The sequence below is a fragment of the Actinomadura syzygii genome, assembly GCF_008085905.1.
Classification (GTDB): domain Bacteria; phylum Actinomycetota; class Actinomycetes; order Streptosporangiales; family Streptosporangiaceae; genus Spirillospora; species Spirillospora syzygii.
Window position 1 is genome coordinate 429,995 of sequence record NZ_VSFF01000011.1, and the last position, 17,190, is coordinate 447,184.

15 protein-coding genes are annotated in these 17,190 nt (G+C 73.7%); 11 read left to right on the plus strand and 4 right to left on the minus strand.

The genetic code is table 11. The features are described from left to right. The first annotated feature begins 18 nt into the window (after positions 1 to 18). The 3 genes from crtI to FXF65_RS29955 are packed head-to-tail and all read left to right on the plus strand — an operon-like array spanning position 19 to position 3,381. Entirely contained in the window at positions 19 to 1,488 is a 1,470-nt protein-coding gene (gene crtI, locus FXF65_RS29945; protein WP_148353381.1) for a phytoene desaturase family protein, read from the plus strand. Beyond that, the gene (locus tag FXF65_RS29950; RefSeq protein ID WP_148353382.1) at positions 1,485 to 2,390 is read left to right on the plus strand and encodes a phytoene/squalene synthase family protein; all 906 of its coding nucleotides are present in this window, start codon (positions 1,485 to 1,487) and stop codon (positions 2,388 to 2,390) included. Before crtI ends, FXF65_RS29950 begins: the two co-directional genes overlap by 4 nt. Before the next feature lies 1 nt (position 2,391). After that, a complete protein-coding gene (locus FXF65_RS29955; protein ID WP_148353383.1) occupies positions 2,392 to 3,381 on the plus strand; it encodes a phosphate acyltransferase in 990 nt (329 codons plus the stop codon). Positions 3,382 to 3,386: 5 nt separating this feature from the next. Here FXF65_RS29955 and FXF65_RS29960 read toward each other — a convergent pair whose 3' ends face one another. After that, positions 3,387 to 4,118 (minus strand): spheroidene monooxygenase, encoded by a 732-nt coding sequence (locus FXF65_RS29960; protein ID WP_246199201.1) that lies wholly within the window; start codon positions 4,116 to 4,118, stop codon positions 3,387 to 3,389. Here FXF65_RS29960 and FXF65_RS29965 point away from each other — a divergent pair. Then, entirely contained in the window at positions 4,093 to 4,689 is a 597-nt protein-coding gene (locus tag FXF65_RS29965) for a glycerol-3-phosphate acyltransferase (RefSeq protein ID WP_148353384.1), read from the plus strand. The two genes, FXF65_RS29960 and FXF65_RS29965, sit on opposite strands and share 26 nt — an antisense overlap. Here FXF65_RS29965 and FXF65_RS29970 read toward each other — a convergent pair. Genes FXF65_RS29970 through FXF65_RS29980 form a run of 3 tightly spaced genes read right to left on the minus strand, consistent with a single transcriptional unit; the run spans position 4,640 to position 8,069 of the window. After that, positions 4,640 to 5,764, minus strand: a complete 1,125-nt coding sequence (locus FXF65_RS29970; protein ID WP_246199202.1) for a glycosyltransferase family 2 protein — start codon at positions 5,762 to 5,764, stop codon at positions 4,640 to 4,642. The genes FXF65_RS29965 and FXF65_RS29970 overlap by 50 nt on opposite strands. Further along, positions 5,761 to 7,224: a phytoene desaturase family protein gene (locus tag FXF65_RS29975; protein WP_246199203.1), complete on the minus strand. Its 1,464-nt coding sequence runs from the start codon at positions 7,222 to 7,224 to the stop codon at positions 5,761 to 5,763. Before FXF65_RS29975 ends, FXF65_RS29970 begins: the two co-directional genes overlap by 4 nt. Next, a complete protein-coding gene (locus tag FXF65_RS29980; RefSeq protein WP_148353477.1) occupies positions 7,212 to 8,069 on the minus strand; it encodes a carotenoid biosynthesis protein in 858 nt (285 codons plus the stop codon). The genes FXF65_RS29975 and FXF65_RS29980 overlap by 13 nt, the downstream gene beginning before the upstream one ends. Before the next feature lie 457 nt (positions 8,070 to 8,526). On the opposite strand from FXF65_RS29980, the gene FXF65_RS29985 reads away from it, so the two are divergent. From FXF65_RS29985 to FXF65_RS30015, 7 genes are all read left to right on the plus strand, one after another. Then, positions 8,527 to 9,687: an ABC transporter substrate-binding protein gene (locus tag FXF65_RS29985; protein WP_246199221.1), complete on the plus strand. Its 1,161-nt coding sequence runs from the start codon at positions 8,527 to 8,529 to the stop codon at positions 9,685 to 9,687. A 5-nt stretch (positions 9,688 to 9,692) separates the two neighbouring features. Next, positions 9,693 to 10,421 (plus strand): ABC transporter ATP-binding protein, encoded by a 729-nt coding sequence (locus tag FXF65_RS29990; RefSeq protein ID WP_148353387.1) that lies wholly within the window; start codon positions 9,693 to 9,695, stop codon positions 10,419 to 10,421. Continuing rightward, on the plus strand, positions 10,418 to 11,131 hold the full coding sequence (locus FXF65_RS29995) for an ABC transporter ATP-binding protein (protein WP_148353388.1): 714 nt from the start codon (positions 10,418 to 10,420) through the stop codon (positions 11,129 to 11,131). Before FXF65_RS29990 ends, FXF65_RS29995 begins: the two co-directional genes overlap by 4 nt. Positions 11,132 to 11,136: 5 nt before the next feature. Further along, on the plus strand, positions 11,137 to 12,009 hold the full coding sequence (locus FXF65_RS30000) for a branched-chain amino acid ABC transporter permease (RefSeq protein ID WP_222868775.1): 873 nt from the start codon (positions 11,137 to 11,139) through the stop codon (positions 12,007 to 12,009). After that, positions 12,006 to 13,268 carry a branched-chain amino acid ABC transporter permease gene (locus tag FXF65_RS30005; protein WP_148353390.1) on the plus strand — a complete coding sequence of 421 codons (1,263 nt, stop codon included), beginning with the start codon at positions 12,006 to 12,008 and terminating at the stop codon, positions 13,266 to 13,268. Before FXF65_RS30000 ends, FXF65_RS30005 begins: the two co-directional genes overlap by 4 nt. A gap of 94 nt (positions 13,269 to 13,362) precedes the next feature. Further along, positions 13,363 to 15,444, plus strand: a complete 2,082-nt coding sequence (locus FXF65_RS30010; protein ID WP_148353391.1) for a hydantoinase/oxoprolinase family protein — start codon at positions 13,363 to 13,365, stop codon at positions 15,442 to 15,444. Further along, positions 15,441 to 17,156 carry a hydantoinase B/oxoprolinase family protein gene (locus tag FXF65_RS30015; RefSeq protein WP_148353392.1) on the plus strand — a complete coding sequence of 572 codons (1,716 nt, stop codon included), beginning with the start codon at positions 15,441 to 15,443 and terminating at the stop codon, positions 17,154 to 17,156. Before FXF65_RS30010 ends, FXF65_RS30015 begins: the two co-directional genes overlap by 4 nt. Positions 17,157 to 17,190: the final 34 nt, after the last annotated feature.

Genomic DNA, 17,190 nt, shown 5'->3' on the forward strand with positions numbered 1-17,190 from the left:
TCAGCGCGGGCGGCGCTGATGGCGCGGCGGGATCCGGTCGTCGTGGTCGGGGCGGGCCTGGGCGGCCTGTCCGCGGCGATCCACCTGGCGGGCCGGGGCCGCGAGGTGGTGGTGGTCGAGGCGCGGGACGAGCCGGGCGGATGCTGCGGGACGGCCCGCACCGGCCCCTACCGGTTCGACACCGGCCCGTCCGTGCTGACCATGCCGGAGGTGCTCGCCGAAACGTTCGGCGCGGCGGGCGAGGATCTGGAGAGCGTCCTGCCGCTGCGCCGCCTGGACCCGTTCTACCGGCTGGCCTTTCCCGACGGGTCCCGCCTGGACGTCGTCGCCGGCGCGCAGCGGATGGCGGCCAACGTCCGGGACCTGTGCGGCCCGGCGGAGGCGGCGCGGTACCTGCGGTTCCGGCGGCGGCTCGGGAAGCTGTTCGAGGCGGAATGGTCCTCGTTCATCGACGCGGACATGACCCGGCTGCGCGGCATGGCACGTCCGTATGCGCTGCTCAAGCTGGCGGCGGCGGGCGGCTTCCGGCGCCTGGACCGGTACGTGAGCGCCCACCTGACCGACGAACGGCTCATCAAGGCGCACACCTTCCAGGCTCTCTACGTGGGTCTGCCTCCGCAGAAGGCGCTCGCCATCTACGCCGTCATCGCGCACATGGACACCGTCGGCGGGGTGTACTTCCCGTCCAGCGGCGGCATGCACGCCATCCCGCGCGCGATGGCGACCGTGGCGGAGAAGGCCGGAGCCTCGATCAGGTACGGCGTCCGCGCCGAGCGGGTGGAGGCCGGTGCGTCCGGGGTGACGGCGGTCCGGCTGGACGGCGGGGAGCGGCTGCCCGCGAGCCGTGTCGTCATCGCCTGCGACCTGCCGCGAGCGCATGGCGGGCTGCTGCCCGAGGCGGCGGGCGACTGGCGGCTGCGCAGACCGCGGTACTCGCCGTCCTGCCTGGTCATGCATTTCGGGATCGCCCGGCGGCCGCCGGACCACGCGCACCACACCCTCCACTTCGGCCGCCAGTGGGCCGAAACCTTCGACGCCCTGGCGGCCGGACGGCCACAGCCCGACCCGAGCCTGCTCGTCACCTCCCCGGAACCCGACGACACCGCCGCGCCGGGGGACCGTCCGACCCTGAGCGTCCTGGAACCGGTGCCCAACCTGACCAGCGGAGCCGACTGGGACCTGCTCGGTCCGCGACTGGAGGAGCGCCTGCTGGGGCGCCTGGCCGACCTCGGCTACGAGGACCTGCGATCGGTGCCGCGCATGACCTTCGACCCACCGGCGTGGGCGCGGCTCGGCCATTCGGCGGGCACGCCCTTCGCGCTCGACCACCGCTTCCGCCAGACGGCGTGGCTGCGGCCCGCGGGCCGCAGCCGCCGCGTCCCCGGCCTGCACTTCGCGGGGATGCACACCGCGCCCGGCGTGGGCGTCCCACCCGTCCTGATCTCCGGGCGGCTGGCCGCCGCCCGGATCCTGGAGGACAGCAGATGACGCTGACCGCGAGCTACGAGCACTGCCGCCGCCTCAACGCCCGGCACGGCCGCTCGTTCTACCTGGCCACGCTGCTGCTGCCGGCGTGGAAACGCCGGCATGTGCACGCGCTGTACGGGTTCGCCCGGCATGTCGACGACATCGTCGACGAGTGCGGACCCGCGGGCGCGGCGGGACGGGCCGCGGCACTCGACGCCGTGACCCGCCGGCTGGACGCCGCCACGGCGGGCGAGCCGGTGGACGACCCGGTGCTGCCCGCGTTCGCGCACACCGTGCGCTCCTTCGACGTCGACCGCGCGGACGTCGACGCGTTCCTGACGTCGATGCGCAGCGACCTGACGGTCACCCGGTACGCCGCCTACGAAGACCTTCTCGGCTACATGGAAGGGTCGGCCGCCGCCATCGGACTCATGATGCTGCCCGTCCTGGAGACCGTGCCGGGCGCCGAGAAGGCCGCGCGGGAGCCCGCCCGGGAGCTCGGACGCGCGTTCCAGCTCACCAACTTCATCCGGGACGTCGCCGAGGACCTGCGGCGAGACCGCATCTACCTGCCCCAGGAGGATCTGGCCGCCTTCGGCGTGTCCGAGGCCGACCTCGCCGGCGGCGCCTGCACCCGGGCCGTGCGGGAGCTCGTGGCCTTCGAGGCCGACCGGGCCCGCGGCCACTACCGCCGCGCCCTGGACGGGGTGATGCTGCTGGCGCCGTCGTCCCGGCCCTGCATCCGCGCCGCGTACGAGCTGTACGGCGGGATCCTCGGCCGGATCGCCGCGGCCGACCACGACGTGCTGACCGCCCGCGCCCGCGTGCCCCGCCGGCGGCGTGCCGCGATCTACGCGCGGCACCTGCTGGCGGCGTCCGCCGCGGGCCGGGCCGAGCGGCGCGTCCCCGCCGGGGCGCGCTGAGATGGCCGCTCGCCGGGCCCCGGTGATCCTGGACGCGATGGGCGGCGATCACGGACCGGACCGGACGGTGCCGGGAGCGCTGGCCGCGTGCCGCGAGCACGGGGTGCCGGTGATCCTGGTCGGACGGGCCGACGAGATCCACCGGCGGCTTCGGCGACACGGCGCCTCCGGGGAGGTGGAGGTGCGGCACGCCGACGACGCCGTCCCGATGACCGAACGGGGCGGGCGCACCGCGTTCCGGCGGACGTCGAGCCTGATGGTGGGCTGCGAGCTGGCCCGGCAGGAGGGGCTGCCGTTCGTCTCGGCCGGACCCACCGGGGCGGTGGTGGCATGCGCCGTCCGCGCCCTCGGGCGGCGCGAGGGGGTGCGGCGTCCGGCGCTGGCCGTGGCGCTTCCGACCCTGTCGGGTTCCACCGTGCTGATCGACGCGGGCGGGACCGCCGACCCGACGGCGGAGATGCTCGCCCAGTTCGCGACGCTGGGCGCCGCCTACGCGCGCGACGTCCTCGGCGTCCGCGACCCGTCGGTCGGGCTGCTGTCCATCGGCGCCGAGCCGGGCAAGGGCAACCGGCTCGTCCGGGACGCCGCCCGGCTGCTGCCGGACCTGCCGGTCCGTTTCCACGGCAACGTCGAAGGTGACGACGTGCTCGCGGGCACCGTCGACGTGGTCGTGACGGACGGGTTCACCGGCAACATCGTGCTGAAGAACATCGAGGGCTGCGTCCGCACCGTCTTGGGGCTGGCGGCCGATGCCGGGATCGCCGACTCCGGGCCTTTGGAGGAGGTCGCGCGGTTGTACGCGGCCGACACCCACGGGGGCGCCGCGCTGCTCGGACTGACCGGGACGGTCGTCGTCGCGCACGGCTCGTCGAGCCCGGCCGCCATCGCTCGCGCGTGCGCGGTGGCGTCCGACCTGGCCGCCGGGCAGGCGCCCGCCCCCGTGCACGGTTCTCGCTTGAACGGTCGCCGCGCGTCGGGGCGGGGCGGGTGAACGGGTCAGGCCCGGCCGGGGCGCAGCGGGTCGCGGCCGTCCCAGGACCCCTCGCTCCCGAACGGGCTGAAACGCGCGAAGAGCTCCTCGCTGTACCAGTCTTCGCGGCGGACGCGGCCGATGACGTCGCGGTGCGCGGCCGCCCGGTAGGCGAAGCGGCCGATGGCCTGCTCGTCGTCCCACAGCGAGAAGGTCGCCTGCCGGGCGAGCGGCCACTCGCCCACCCCGATCGAGGCGACGCAGCCGTCCTGGCGGCGCAGCAGGCGGTCCACGTCGGGGATCGAGCGGTAGAACGCCGCCAGCCGCCACGGGCGGATCGACGCCCTGGTCAGCACGGCCACCGGCCCGTGCGGCGGCGCGTGCGGCGGCGCGGACGGGCCCGGCGCGGCTCCGGCGAGCGGGTCGCGCCCGCCCCAGCCGCCGCGCGAGCTCAGCGGGACGAGGCGGACGTGCCAGGACTCCACGGCCTCGTCGCGCCAGCGCGCCGCCACGGGGGAGCGCTCCAGGAAACGGTCCAGCGCCCGCTCGCCGTCCCACACCGCGAACAGCGCCCAGCGGCGCAGGTCGGCGCTCAGGCTCATGGACCGGCCCCTCCCCGTGCCCAGGAGCCGCCAGAACCGCAGGCCGCCGGTGCCGCGCAGCACCGGGCGGTCGAACGCCATGTGCCGCATGGCGTCCAGGCCCGTGTACCTGATGAGGTGAAACGAGGCGATGATCCCCGTGCTGGTGGCGGTCATCAGCGGCTATCTGCTCGGCTCGGTGCCGGTGGCGGTGCTCGTCGGACGCGCCCACGGCTTCGACCCGCGCGACGTCGGCGACCGCAACCCGGGCTTCTGGAACATGATGGACCAGCTCGGCTGGAAGGCCGCCGTGCCCGTCTTCGCCGGCGACATGCTCAAGGGGACGCTGGCCGGGCTGGCCGGGCTGCTGGTGAGCGGGGCCGGGACGGGCACGCTCGGATCGGCGGCCGGGGCGAGCGTGCTGCCGGTGTACGCGGCGGTGGCCGCCGCGATGATCGGCCACGCCTGGCCGCTGTTCGCCGGTCGGCGGGGCGGACGTTCCATCCTCACGTTCGCGGGAGGGTTCGCCGTGATCTGCCCGGCTGCCTTCGCGCTCGGTGTCGCGTTGCTCATCGCGGGTGGCCTGGCCTTCCGCTCGTTCGCCTGGGGCGCCCGCCTGGCGGTGTTCTCCCTGCCGGTGCTCCAGTTGTTCTTCGCGCCGGTCGGGCAGGTCGCGGGCACCGGGGCGCTGATGTGCCTCATCGGGCTGCGCTTCGGACAGGCCGCCGTGACGGGCCGCCGGGCCTGACCGCCGCGCGGCCGTAGCGGCGGCCGCGCCAGGTCCGTGCCGGCAGCAGCGCCGACCGCGTCAACCGGACGGCCGCGGCCACGTCCAGCAGCGGGGACACCGCGAGGCCCGCGCCCGGACGCGCGTAGCTTCCCCGCAGCGCGGCCACGAGCAGGAACCGCTGCGCCAGCAGGGCCAGGTCGAGCGGGGCGGGACGTCCCGCCGCCAGCCGCAGGACGGGAAGCGCGGCGGCCAGCCAGACCACGGCCAGGTCTCCGGACAGGCGGGCCGCCGAGGTCACGTCCCGCAGCGAGATCGAACGGCCCCACTGGCGCCACACGTCGGCGACCGACTCGTGCATGTCGACCTCCAGCAGGGCGCCCGCGTCCCGGAAGGCGACCCGCCAGCCGTCCCGGGCCAGCAGGCGCCCGAGCGCCACGTCGTCGGTCAGGTGGCGGCGGACCCGCGCGAACCCGTCGGCCTCGACCATCCGAGCCTTGCGGAACGCCAGGCACTGGCCGTTGACCAGCAACCGGTCAACGGACGCGGCGGGCGGCCCGAGCGGGCCGAACCGGTAGACGAGCGTGGCGAGCAACGACGCGTGCAGCGCCTGCTCGGCCGCGCCGCCGCAGACGAACCTCGGTCCCGCGGACACCAGGTCGTAGGCGTCCAGGAGGGCCGCCAGCTCCGCGCACAGGCCGGGCTTGGGACGCGTGTCGGCGTCCAGCAGGACCACGATCGGCCCGGCCGCCGCGACCACGCCCTGGTGCAGCGCCCACTGCTTGCCGACCCACCCGTCCGGGGGCGGCGCACCGGCGACGACCTTGGCGCCGAGCCGCCCGGCCAGCTCGGCGGTGCCGTCGCGGGACTCGTCGTCCACGACGACCACCTCGCGCACCGCCGGGTCGGCGAGCAGCGGCGCGACGCAGCCCGCGAGGCGAGACTCCTCGTCCCGTGCCGGGATCACCACCGAGACCGGCTCGGGCGCGGGCCTGGACGGATTCGGGGCCAGCGCCGCGGGCCGTGTCCGTCCGCGCGCCAGCCGCACCGCCACGACCGCGGCGGCGACCGCCTGCGCCACGGTCAGCGGCCTCACCGCCGCCACCCTCGTTCGGCGCGGGCGCGGTCCCCTGTGAAGTCCTCCTCGACCAGGGACGCGACGATCCGCCCGCCCATGGCGACCAGCGGCAGCCCGCCACCGGGATGCGCCGACCCGCCCACCAGGTACAACCCGCGGCGCGGGCCGCGGTTGCCGGGCCTGCGGAACGGCGCGAACCGGCCCTGGTAGGCGCTGCCGTAGATCGCCCCGCCCCACGCTCCGTACCGGTCCCGCAGATCCGCCGGGGTGAAGGTCTCCACGAACCGGAGCCGTCCCGACAGGTCGTGCCCGCGCCGCGCCAGCAACTCCAGCACCAGGTCCCGGTAGGACTCGACGGACATCGGCCACCCGCCCGGATCCCGGGCGGGGACGTTGACCAGCATCACCCAGTTCTCGGCTCCGGCCGGCGCCTGCGAAGGGTCGTCCACCGCCGAGCAGCCGATGTAGACGGTGGGGTCCGCCGCCGGGGTCCGCCGCCGGAAGACGGCGTCGAACTCCCGCCGGTAGTCGGCCGAGAAGACGACGGAATGGTGCGGCAGCCCCGGAGTCCGGCCCTCCACGCCGGCCAGCAGCAGCAGCGCCGAGGACGACAGGCCGAGACCGGCGATCCGGCGCAGGCGGCGCCGGTCCGGCAGCAACCGGCCGTACAGCGCCGCCGCGTCGGCGTTGACCACCACCGCGTCGGCCGTCACCCGCTCACCCGAGGCCAGCCGCACACCGGACACCGCCGCGCGGTCGGCGACCACCTCGGTCACCTCGGCGCCGGTGCGGACCTCGACGCCCGCCGCCGCGAGCGCCCCGGCGAGATCGTCGGCGATCCGCGGCAGCCCGCCCGGCACGTACCAGCCGCCCTCGTCGTGCTCGATCGCCGGGACGCAGCCGAGCGCGGCCGGGGCCCGGTACGGGCTCGACCCCGCGTAGGTCGCGTACCGGCCGACGTACTGGCGCAGCCGCGGGTCCGCGAAGAAGCGGCGCGCCAGCCCGTGCAGGGTGCGGCCCGGCGCGACGGCGAGCAGATCGCCGATCCGGGCGTGCTCGGGCGGACGGCCCAGCGGCCCGGCGAAGAACGTCCGGCGCGACGCCGCGAGGCACTCCCGAGCCCAGCCGTGGAAGGCCCGCCACGCCGCCCCCTGGCCGGGCGCCAGCGACTCCACCTGCTCCTCCATCCGGGCCGGATCGCGGAACGCGCGCAGCCGCGACCCGTCGGCGAAGCGGTAAAGGCACAGCTCCTCCGGCTCCACCATCGCGCGTCCGATTCCGAGCTCCCTGAACACCCGGGGCATGGTGAGCAGGGACGGGCCGAGCGAGAACACGAACCCGTCGCGCTCGTACTCGGCCAGCTTCCCGCCGAGCCTGTCGAGCCGCTCGAACAACCGGACCGCATGCCTGTTGCGCGCCAGCAGCAGCGCGGCGACCATCCCGCCGACCCCGCCGCCGACCACGATCACCTCCGCCATGCGGGCCACCTCGATGCCCGCCTGCGCGCCCGCCTTCTCGCAGGCCGTGGACTCGCGGCCTGCCGCCGCCTGATCGCGAGCACCGCCGCCGGGACGGCGAACACGCCCATCGCCGCCCCGCCGGTCACCGCGACGAGCCGGTCCGGCGGATCGAACACCGCCGCGAACGCGAGCGTCTCCATCCCCGCCATCACGCCATAGGCCCCCACGAGCCACCCCGACGGGTCCGGCCCCCACTCCACGATGGGCTCCACCACGGCCATCAGCAGAGCCGACACCCCAAGCCACCCGGCGAAGTTGCTGACGGGCACGCCCCGGTACATCCCGCCGTCAGCCCACGTCCACAGGCCCTGCCGCACCATCTGCGGATCCAGGAACAGATCCCACGCCGTCAGCGCCGCCGCGCCCACGGCCACGCGCGCCGCCCTCCGCCCGGCCGGGACGATCGCCGCCGCGACCGCGTGCGACGCCAGCCCCATCCCGGCCCACGCCCCCAGGACCGCCACCGGAACACCGCCCAACTGGGGCCGCAGCACCGGTGTGTACGCGTACCTTCCGAACGGGACGCCCGTCCGCATCCCGACCGACTCCGCCGCGTAGCCCACCGCCGCCGCCGCGCCGACGGCCCCGGCGGCACGCCCGAACCCCCGCCGCGACGCGACGAAGCACGCCGTCCCCGCCGCCAGCAGACCCACCACCGGACCGGTCAGCGGCACCGGATCCGAGACCACCCCCGACGCCACCTGAGCCGCGACCATCCCGGCCAGGCACCCGGCACCGGCCACCACCAGCCCGTCCACCCCCGGACCGCCCCGCCCGGGTTCCACGGCGCGGCGCCCGCGCATCAATTTCACACTTCACCTTCGGAGCGCGCCCACGCCCCGGATGCCCGCCTCCCCGAATACCGCCCCCGATCGCCGCCCGTCTTGGCGGACGCGGCGGGCGGACGGCCTGCAGCCACGGCCAGGTCGCATCCCGGTGCGCTTCGAGCGGGGCGGGATCAGCCGGGAGCCACGGGGACAGAATCTCTCAGGGGTAGACGGACAAGGCGTCGAAGACCTCCATGCCGCTGAAGTGCATGAGGCTGCCTCCTCCATCGCCGACTGAACCTCCGCAAGATCGGCCAGGTCAGAGCAAGGTGCATGTGTTGATCTTTCAGGTGGTGGTGTTGAGATATCTAAGTCTGGACATTGAGATTTCAGTGCCCTAGGTTTGCGACGACACGCTGGCCATCGAGATCAAGGGATTAGCGAGATGCGCCGAACCGCCCTCCTTCTGACCGCAGGGATCCTTGGTGTGACCATGGCCGCCGGCTGCGGCGGCCACGACGACGACTCGGGGGCGTCGTCCGCGAAGGCGAAGCTGCCGGACGGGCCGATCGTCATCGGGATGGCGGTCGCGCGTTCCGGGTTCGCCGCGGCCTACGACCTCGGTCCGTCCCGCGGCGCCGAACTCGCCGTCGCGGACATCAACGCCCGCGGCGGCGTCCTCGGCCACCGCCTCGAACTCAAGTACGGCGACACCAAATCCGACCGGGCGCTCGGGACCACCGTGGGCCTCGACCTGCTGTCGCGCGGCGCGAAGGCCATGTTCGTCACGTGCGACTTCGACCTCGGCAGCCCCGCGGCCATCGCGGCGACCGGCAAGAAGGTCGTCGCGGTGTCGCCCTGTGCGGGCTCCTCGCAGTTCGACGTGCCCACGCTGGGTCCGCTCGCGTACTCCATGGGCACCAAGAGCGCGGCCGGGGCGACGAACGTGGCCCGGTTCGCCTACGACAAGGGCTACCGGAAGGCGTACCTCTGGCGCGACCCGAGCATCACGCACACGAAGGAGACCTGCGCCGCGTTCGAGTCGACGTTCGGCGCCCAGCCGGAGGCCAAGGTGGTCGGGAGCGACACGATCCAGCAGAAGGACACGTCCTTCGCCGGTCAGATCGCGCGGCTGCGCGCGTCCGGCGCCGACGTGCTGGAGCTATGCAGCTACAACCCGGGAGCGGGCACGGTGCTGCGCCAGCTCCGAGCCGCGGGCGTCGACATCCCGGTGATGTCCAACATGTCCATGGACGGCGACTACTGGCTGAAGGGCGTCCCGGACCTGAAGAACTTCTACTACGACGCCTTCGCGTCGCTGTACGGCGACGATCCGCGCGCGGACGTGAACGACTTCTTCGCGCGCTACAAGGCGAAGTTCGGCGAGCGCGCCGTCACGTCCTACGCGCTCACCGGCTACGCGACCGTGCAGGTGATCGCCAAGGCGATCGAGACGGCGCGGACGACCAGCGGACCCGCGCTGGCGAAGGCGATCGACGGCCTCGGTTCGTACGAGACGATCGCCGGCCCCACCGGGTACGGCGCGAAGCAGCACATCGTGACCGAGCGTCCTTCGACGATCCTGAGCGTCGAGGGCGGCCGGACCAGCGTGGTCGCGACCTACGCCGGCGGACGCAAGATCAAGGAAGGCTGAGCCGGATGCGTCGACTGCTCCGCACGAGCCACGTCACCGTGCGCTTCGCGGGACTGTGCGCGCTGGACGACGTCGACCTCGAACTGGGCGACGGTGAGATCCTCGGGCTGATCGGGCCGAACGGCGCCGGGAAGACGACGCTGCTCAACGTGCTGTCGGGCTTCCAGCGCCCCACCGCCGGCGAGGTCGAGCTCGACGGCCGCCGGATCACCGGCTGGGACGCCCCGCGCCGGGCGAGGGCGGGCATCAGCCGGACGTTCCAGGACGTCCGGCTCTTCCCCGACATGACCGTCCGCGAGAACTGCGAGGCGGCCGTGATCGGCTCCGGCAGGACGCGGTCGGCCGCGCGCGCACGGGCGGGCCAGGCGCTCGGCTGGTTCGACCTGGACGAGAGCGCCGACGTCCTCGCCCGCGACCTGCCGTACGGAGTGGAGAGGCGGGTCGGCATGGCCCGTGCTCTGTGTGCTCGGCCACGGGTGCTTCTGCTCGACGAGCCGGCGGCGGGCCTCAACGACGACGAGAGCGCCGCGATGGCACGGACCGTGCGGCGGATCCACGAGGAGATCGGCTGCGGGATCGTCGTGATCGAGCACGACGTGCGCGTGATCCTCAGCCTGTGCGACCGCGTGCACGTCCTCGACCACGGCGTCACGCTCCGGGTCGGCAGCCCGGACGAGATCCGGACGGATCCCGAGGTCGTGTCCGCCTATCTCGGGGCGGAGGCGATGGAATGACGCTGCTCGAAGTCTCCGATCTGCGCGTCTCGTACGGGCCGATCGACGCCGTGAAGGGCGTCTCGCTCAGCGTCGAGCGGGGTGACGTGGTCGCGATCGTCGGTCCGAACGGGGCCGGCAAGTCCAGCACCATGCTGGCGATCCAAGGTCTGGTCCGAGCGCGGAGCGGATCGGTCCGCTGGCGTGGCAGGGACATCACGGGCTGGGCGCCCGAGCGCAGGGCGCGGGCGGGGATCTCGTTCGTCCCGGAGTCGCGCGGCGTGTTCCGCACGCTGTCGATCGGCGAGAACCTCCGCCTCGCCGGCTGCGCGTTGGCCAAGGGCGCCGACGTCGCCGAACGGGTGGGGCTGGCCCTGCGGCACTTTCCCGCGCTGGCGGATCGCCTCTCCGAGCGGGCGGCGGTCCTGTCCGGCGGCGAGTGCCAGCAGCTCGCGATCGGCCGGGCCCTGGTGGCCGCGCCGGACCTGCTCGTCCTCGACGAGCCTTCGCTCGGGCTCGCCCCGGTCGTGCTCGACGAGCTGTTCGCCGCGCTCGCCGCGCTCCGCGACGAGGGCCTGACGATCCTGCTCGTCGAGCAGAACGTCGGGCGCGCGGTGAAGCTCGCCGACCATCTGTTCTCGCTGCGAGGAGGCGTGATCGAACGCGTGGACGAACCCGCCGAACTGCTGCGCGACCCCGCCCTGCGGGCCCGGCACCTGGGCATGGGGTGAGCGCGGTGGCCCAGAACCTCGTCAACGCGCTGAGTCTCGGCAGCCTCTACGCCCTGATCGCCCTCGGCGTCGCGCTGCTGTTCAGCATCATGGGACTGATCAACTTCGCCCATGGCGAGCTGATCATGATCGGCGGGTACGCGCTGCTGTGGTTCGCCGCCCTGCCGTTCGCCGTGACGGCGGTGCTCGTCGTGGCGGTCGTCATCGGATGCGGGCTCGCGATGGAACGGCTCGCCTTCCGCTCCGTGCGCGGGGCGAGCGGGGAGACGCTGCTGATGACCTCCTTCGCCCTCAGCCTGTTCGTCCAGGGCGGCGCGCTGCTGTTCGAGGGCGCCGATCCGAAGAGCGTCGACGTGCTCGGGAGCCTCGGCACGAGTACGGAGGTGGCGGGACTGTCCGTCGGCCGGCTCGACATCGCGATCATCGGTGTCACCGCCGTGCTGCTGGCGGGCCTCGCGTGGTTCCTGCGCGCCACGCCGCTCGGCGTCCAGATGCGCGCCGCGGCCGAGGACTTCAGGACGGCCCGCGCGCTCGGCGTGCGCGCGAACCTCGTCGTCGCCGCCGCGTTCGGAGTGAGCGGCGCGTTCGCCGCGATCGCGGCGATCTTCCTGGTGGCGAGCACGGGCACGTTGACGCCGGGCATGGGCCTGCGGCCGGTGCTCGTCGGCTTCGTCGCGATCGTGCTCGGCGGGCTCGGACGGCTGTGGGCGGCGGCCCTCGGCGCGTACGTGCTCGCGCTGCTCACGGTGATGCTCCAGGCATATCTGCCGGGTGGTGTGGTGCCCTACCAGGACGCTCTGGTGTACCTCGGAATCGTCGTGATCCTCATGTTCCGCCCGCACGGCATCGCGGGCCGTCCCGGGGCGGTGCGCGTATGACCGGCCCACGGCCCGACCCGCAGACGCCCGACCCGCAGACGCCCGACCCGGAGACGCCCGGAGCGCGGGTGACCGGAGCACAGGCGACCGGTGCACAGGCGACCGGTGCTCGGGCGGGCGCGCGTCGCTCGGTGCTCGCGCGCAGCGCACCCGCCGTCGTCTGCAGCCTGCTGGTGCTCGCGGTCAGCGGCCTGGCCCTGCTCGGTTCGGAGACGACCCAGCGGACGGCCACCCAGATGCTCGTGATGGGCGTCATCACCGTCGGCACGTACATCTACGTCGGCAACTCGGGCGTGCTGTCCTTCGGCCACGTCGTGTTCGTCGGCGTGGGCGCCTACACCACGGCGCTGACGACCCTTCCTCGGGGCCTGAAGCAGGCGTTGCTGCCTGCCCTTCCCGGCTGGCTCGCGGAACTCGAACTCGGCCTGCCCGCTGCGCTGCTCGTCTCCGGTGTGCTCTCGGTGCTGGTCGCGGCCGTCTTCGCGCTGCTGACCCTGCGCCTGGACGGGATGGCGGCCGGAATCGCGAGCCTGGCGCTGCTGATCAGCGTCAACGTGGTGATCAGCAACTGGGACGCGGTCACGCGCGGCTCGCAGGGGATCGTGGGGATCCCGGCCGACCTCACCATCGGGACCGCCGTGCCCTGGCTCATCGGCGCGATCGTCGTCGCGCTGACCTACCAGTCGAGCCGGTCCGGCTTCCGGCTGCGAGCCTCCCGCGAGGATCCCGTCGCCGCCGCCGCGCTCGGGATCCGCATCCGCCGCGACCGCTCGGTCGCGCTCGTCATCAGCGCGTTCGTGTGCGGCGTCGGCGGCGGCCTGTACGCCCGCTTCCTCGGAGCGCTGACACCGGGCGACGTCTACCTCCAGCTCACGCTTCTCACGTTGCTCATGCTGATCGTCGGCGGGATACGGAGTCTGAGCGGGGCCGTCGTCGGGACCATCTTCATCTCCGTCCTGGCCGAGCTGCTGCGAAGGATCGAGGCCGGAGGCGGCGTGGGCCCGGTCGAGATCAGCCCGCATCCCGGCGTCCAGCAGTTGATCCTCGCCCTCACGCTGCTGCTGACCTTGCTTCTGCGTCCCGGCGGGATCACCTCGGGTCGTGAACTCGGCTTCGCGCCGTCCGGCTGGCTCGGCGGCCGCCGAAAGGGTCCGCGTCCCGGGACGGCGGTGGACGAACCGGCCACACGCTCGGACGCGGCGCCGCCGCGCGCCGGGCGGGATAACGTCCCTGCGGCGAAACAAGGTCATCCCCAGTAGGCGCATCGTGTGCCTTCGAAAGAATGCCAACGCGGCTTGCTGATATCTCAACTTACCCATACTGTAATCTCAAGCTTGAGCGAAGGAGATCTCCGTGCCCCTCAGTCCCGATCTTCGACCGGCCGGCTGGCGGGTCGGCGCCGACATCGGCGGGACCTTCACCGACGTCATCGCACTGGGGCCGGCCGGAGAGGTCGTCCCGGTGAAGGTTCCGTCCACGCCGCCGGACTACGGCTCCGGCGTGGTCTCGGCGACCACCGACGTGCTCTCCTCGGCGGGTGCCCGGCCGGAGGCCGTCGTCGCGATGCTGCACGGCACGACCGTGGCCACCAACGCGATCCTCTCGATGAGCGGCGTCCGCACGGCGGTGGTCACCACCCGCGGTTTCCGCGACGTGCTGGAGATCGGACGCCTCCGCCGACCGGTGCTCTACGACCTCTCGTGGTCCAAGCCCGAGCCGCTCGCCCGGCGGCGGAACCGGTACGAACTCGGCCAGCGGATCACCGCCGACGGACGTCTCGACCCGCCGACCGACGAGGACGAGGTGCTCGCCCTGGCCGCCCGGCTGCGTGCGGACGGTGTCGAAGCGGTGGCCGTGTGCCTGCTCAACTCCTATGTCCGCCCTGACGAGGAGCGGAGGGTCGCCGAGCTGCTGCGAGCCGAACTGCCCGGCGTGTACGTCACGGCGTCGGTCGATGTGTCTCCGCAGCCGCACGAGTACGAACGCACGAGCACGGCGACGGTCAACGCCTACGTCGGTCCCGCCGTCCACGGCTACCTGACCCGGCTGGAAGCGGGTCTGCGGGACGCGAAGGTGAGCGCCCCGCTGCTGGTCATGCAGTCCAGCGGCGGACTGCTCGACGCGGCCTCGGTCGCGCGGCGCCCGGTGCAGATCATCGAGTCCGGTCCCGCCGCCGGCGTCACCGCCGTGCAGAAGCTCGCGCAGCTCATCGGCCTGTCCACGGTGGTCGCGTTCGACATGGGCGGGACGACGGCGAAGGCGTCCCTCATCGAGCACGGCGAGCCGTTCGTCTCGGTCGACTACGAGGTCGGCGGCGGCATGAACGTCGCCCGCGGCCTCAGCTCCGGCGCCGGGTACCCGGTGCGGGCGCCGTCGATCGACATCGCCGAGGTCGGCTCCGGAGGCGGCAGCATCATCTCCGTCGACGCGGCGGGCGCGCTCCACGTGGGCCCGTCCAGCGCCGGGTCGCTTCCCGGCCCCGCCTGCTACGGCAAGGGCGGCGAGCTGGCGACCCTGACGGATGCCAACGTGACGCTCGGATATCTCAGCCCGGAGGCGCTGGCGGGCGGCCGGGTGGCGATCCACCCGGACCTGGCCGAGCGGGCGCTGGCGCCGGTGGCAGAGCGGCTCGGCGCCGACGTGCCCGCCGCCGCGCGCGGCGCGTACCAGGTGGCGGTGTCCAGCATGACGACGGCGGTCAAGGCGGTGACCAGCGAACGGGGCCGCGACCCGCGGGAGGCCACCATGGTGGCCTTCGGCGGCGCCGGTCCGCTCTACGCCGCCGCGCTGGCCCGCGAGCTCGGCATCTCGACCGTGATCGTCCCCGTGTACCCCGGGCTGTTCAGCAGCCTGGGCCTGCTCGTGGCCGACACCGAACACCACGAGCTCACTCCGTACCGGTCCGAGTTCGCCGAGGTGAGCGCGCTCGCCGCGGAGTTCGCGCGGCTGTCGGCGAAGGTGCGCGCCGACCTCGGAGCGGACTGCGTCGTGGACCGGCTCCTGGACGTGCGCTACCGCGGCCAGCGATTCGAACTGCGGATCCGGGTGCCCGACGGCGACCTCACCGAGGACCTGCTCGCCGAGGTGCGCCAGCGGTTCCACGCCGAGCACAAGCGCACCTACGGCCGGGCCGGGACGGACGAACTGGTGGAGCTGGTCAACCTCCGGGTGCGCGGCCGCGTGCCCACCCCGGTGTCCATCGCGGACGTGCTCGGCCTTCCCGCCGCCGCCGGGTCCGGGGGGCCCGCCACCCGCGACTGCCGGTTCGCCGAGGTCGTGCCCACGCCCGTCGTCGGACGCTCCGACCTCGGCGCCGAACCCGTCGAGGGACCCATGGTCATCGAGGACATGGACGCCACCACGCTCGTCCCGCCCGGCGCCCGGGTCCACCGCGACCGGTTCAACAACATCGTCATCACCTGGGGTGCCTCATGATCCGCGACGCCGTGACCTTCGAGGTCTTCCGCAACGCCGTCACCGGCCTCGCCGACGAGATGGCGATCACGATCGTCCGCACGGCGCACTCGCAGCTCGTCGCGTCGAGCATGGACTTCTCCGCCGCCCTGTGCGACGCCCGGGGCAGGGTGATCGCGCAGGCCAACACCCTGCCCGTGCACCTCGGCTCCATCCCGGACGCGATGGAGGAGATCCTCGACGAGTTCGGCGGCGGGATCCAGCCCGGAGACGTCTACCTGCTCAACGACCCGTCCCGGGGCGGCATGCACCTGCCCGACATCTTCGCGGTCGCGCCGGTGTTCACCGAGGAGACCCTCCTGGGCTTCGCGGTCACGGTCGTCAACCACACCGACGTCGGCGGCTGGGCGGCCGGGTCCATGGCAGTGCAGTCAACGAGCATCTTTGCCGAGGGCGTTCAGATACCACCGTCGCGCCTGGTCGAGGCGGGCACCCTGAACGAGACATTCCTGCAACTGATCCTGCGCAACGTCCGCGAACCCGAGCTGCTGCGCGGCGACCTGGAATCCCAGCTCGCGGCCTGCCACACCGGGGCCGAGGGCCTGCGCGCCCTCGCGGCGCGGCACGGCGTCCGGCGGCTCGCCGGCCTCGTCGACGAACTGCTCGACTACTCCGAGACCCTGCTGCGCGCCGCGCTCGCCGAGGCCGTCCCCGGCACCTACGAGTTCGTCGACCACATCGACGACGACGGCCTCGGGTCGGGGCCGATCCCGATCCACGTGCGGGCCACGCTGTCGGAGTCCGGGATAGAACTCGACTTCACCGGCTCCGCGCCGCAGGTCGACTCCGCGCTCAACGCGACGTCCTCGTTCACCCGATCCGCCGCCTACGCCGCCCTCCAGGGCGTCCTCGCCGCGGACATCCCGGCCAACAGCGGCTTTTACCGGCCGTTCAGCTTCGTCATCCCGGCGGCCTCCATCCTCAACGGGCGGCGGCCCGCCGCGCGCGGCGCCCGCGGGCTCGTCGGCTTCCGGATCATCGACGCGGTGCTCGGGGCGCTCGCCCCGGTGTTCCCGTCCCGGGTGCCCGCGGCCGGGGAGGGCGGACCCGACGGGATCGCGATCGGCCTCGTCGGCCCGGACGGGGAGTCCATGGTGCTGTGGGACCCCCTGGCCGGAGCGTGGGGCGCCCGTCCCGACCGCGACGGCGTGGACGGGATCAGCTCGCTCGGCGCGAACCTGACCAACACGCCGGTCGAGGAGCTGGAACGCTCCGGGCACATCCGCATCGACGGTTACGGCTACCTCCCCGACAGCGGCGGAGCGGGCCGCTGGCGCGGCGGCCTCGCGACCTTCCGCGACATGACGCTGCTGGCGCCGGAGGCGAGCGTGCAGATCAGGTCCGACCGGCGGAAGTTCCTGCCGTACGGGCTGGACGGCGGCGCGCAGGGCACGCCCTCGCTCAACGTGCTCGACCTCGGCGGGCCCGGCGAACGGGTGCTGGAGTCCAAACCGCATTTCGCGATGACCGCCGGAGCGCGCCACCGGCATGTGACCGCGGGCGGAGGCGGGCACGGCAGCCCGTTCCAGCGCAGCCCGCAGCGGGTGCTCGAGGACGTCCTCGACGGCAAGGTGACCCGCGAGGGAGCCGAACGGGACTACGGCGTCGTCATCAGCGAGGACGGCGTGATCGACGCATCCGCCACCGCTGGCATACGCAACCGGGCGCGCTGACATGCCTCTCAGCGGCGACCGGCGGTTTCACCTG

What these genes read in the sequence shown, in the direction of transcription:
- crtI (WP_148353381.1), top strand. Translation starts at nt 19, where the DNA reads ATGGCGCGGCGGGATCCGGTCGTCGTGGTCGGGGCGGGCCTGGGCGGC.
- FXF65_RS29950 (WP_148353382.1), top strand. Translation starts at nt 1,485, where the DNA reads ATGACGCTGACCGCGAGCTACGAGCACTGCCGCCGCCTCAACGCCCGG.
- FXF65_RS29955 (WP_148353383.1), top strand. Translation starts at nt 2,392, where the DNA reads ATGGCCGCTCGCCGGGCCCCGGTGATCCTGGACGCGATGGGCGGCGAT.
- FXF65_RS29965 (WP_148353384.1), top strand. Translation starts at nt 4,093, where the DNA reads ATGATCCCCGTGCTGGTGGCGGTCATCAGCGGCTATCTGCTCGGCTCG.
- FXF65_RS29960 (WP_246199201.1), bottom strand. Translation starts at nt 4,118, where the DNA reads ATGACCGCCACCAGCACGGGGATCATCGCCTCGTTTCACCTCATCAGG.
- FXF65_RS29975 (WP_246199203.1), bottom strand. Translation starts at nt 7,224, where the DNA reads ATGGCGGAGGTGATCGTGGTCGGCGGCGGGGTCGGCGGGATGGTCGCC.
- FXF65_RS29980 (WP_148353477.1), bottom strand. Translation starts at nt 8,069, where the DNA reads ATGCGCGGGCGCCGCGCCGTGGAACCCGGGCGGGGCGGTCCGGGGGTG.
- FXF65_RS29985 (WP_246199221.1), top strand. Translation starts at nt 8,527, where the DNA reads ATGGCCGCCGGCTGCGGCGGCCACGACGACGACTCGGGGGCGTCGTCC.
- FXF65_RS29990 (WP_148353387.1), top strand. Translation starts at nt 9,693, where the DNA reads ATGCGTCGACTGCTCCGCACGAGCCACGTCACCGTGCGCTTCGCGGGA.
- FXF65_RS29995 (WP_148353388.1), top strand. Translation starts at nt 10,418, where the DNA reads ATGACGCTGCTCGAAGTCTCCGATCTGCGCGTCTCGTACGGGCCGATC.
- FXF65_RS30005 (WP_148353390.1), top strand. Translation starts at nt 12,006, where the DNA reads ATGACCGGCCCACGGCCCGACCCGCAGACGCCCGACCCGCAGACGCCC.
- FXF65_RS30015 (WP_148353392.1), top strand. Translation starts at nt 15,441, where the DNA reads ATGATCCGCGACGCCGTGACCTTCGAGGTCTTCCGCAACGCCGTCACC.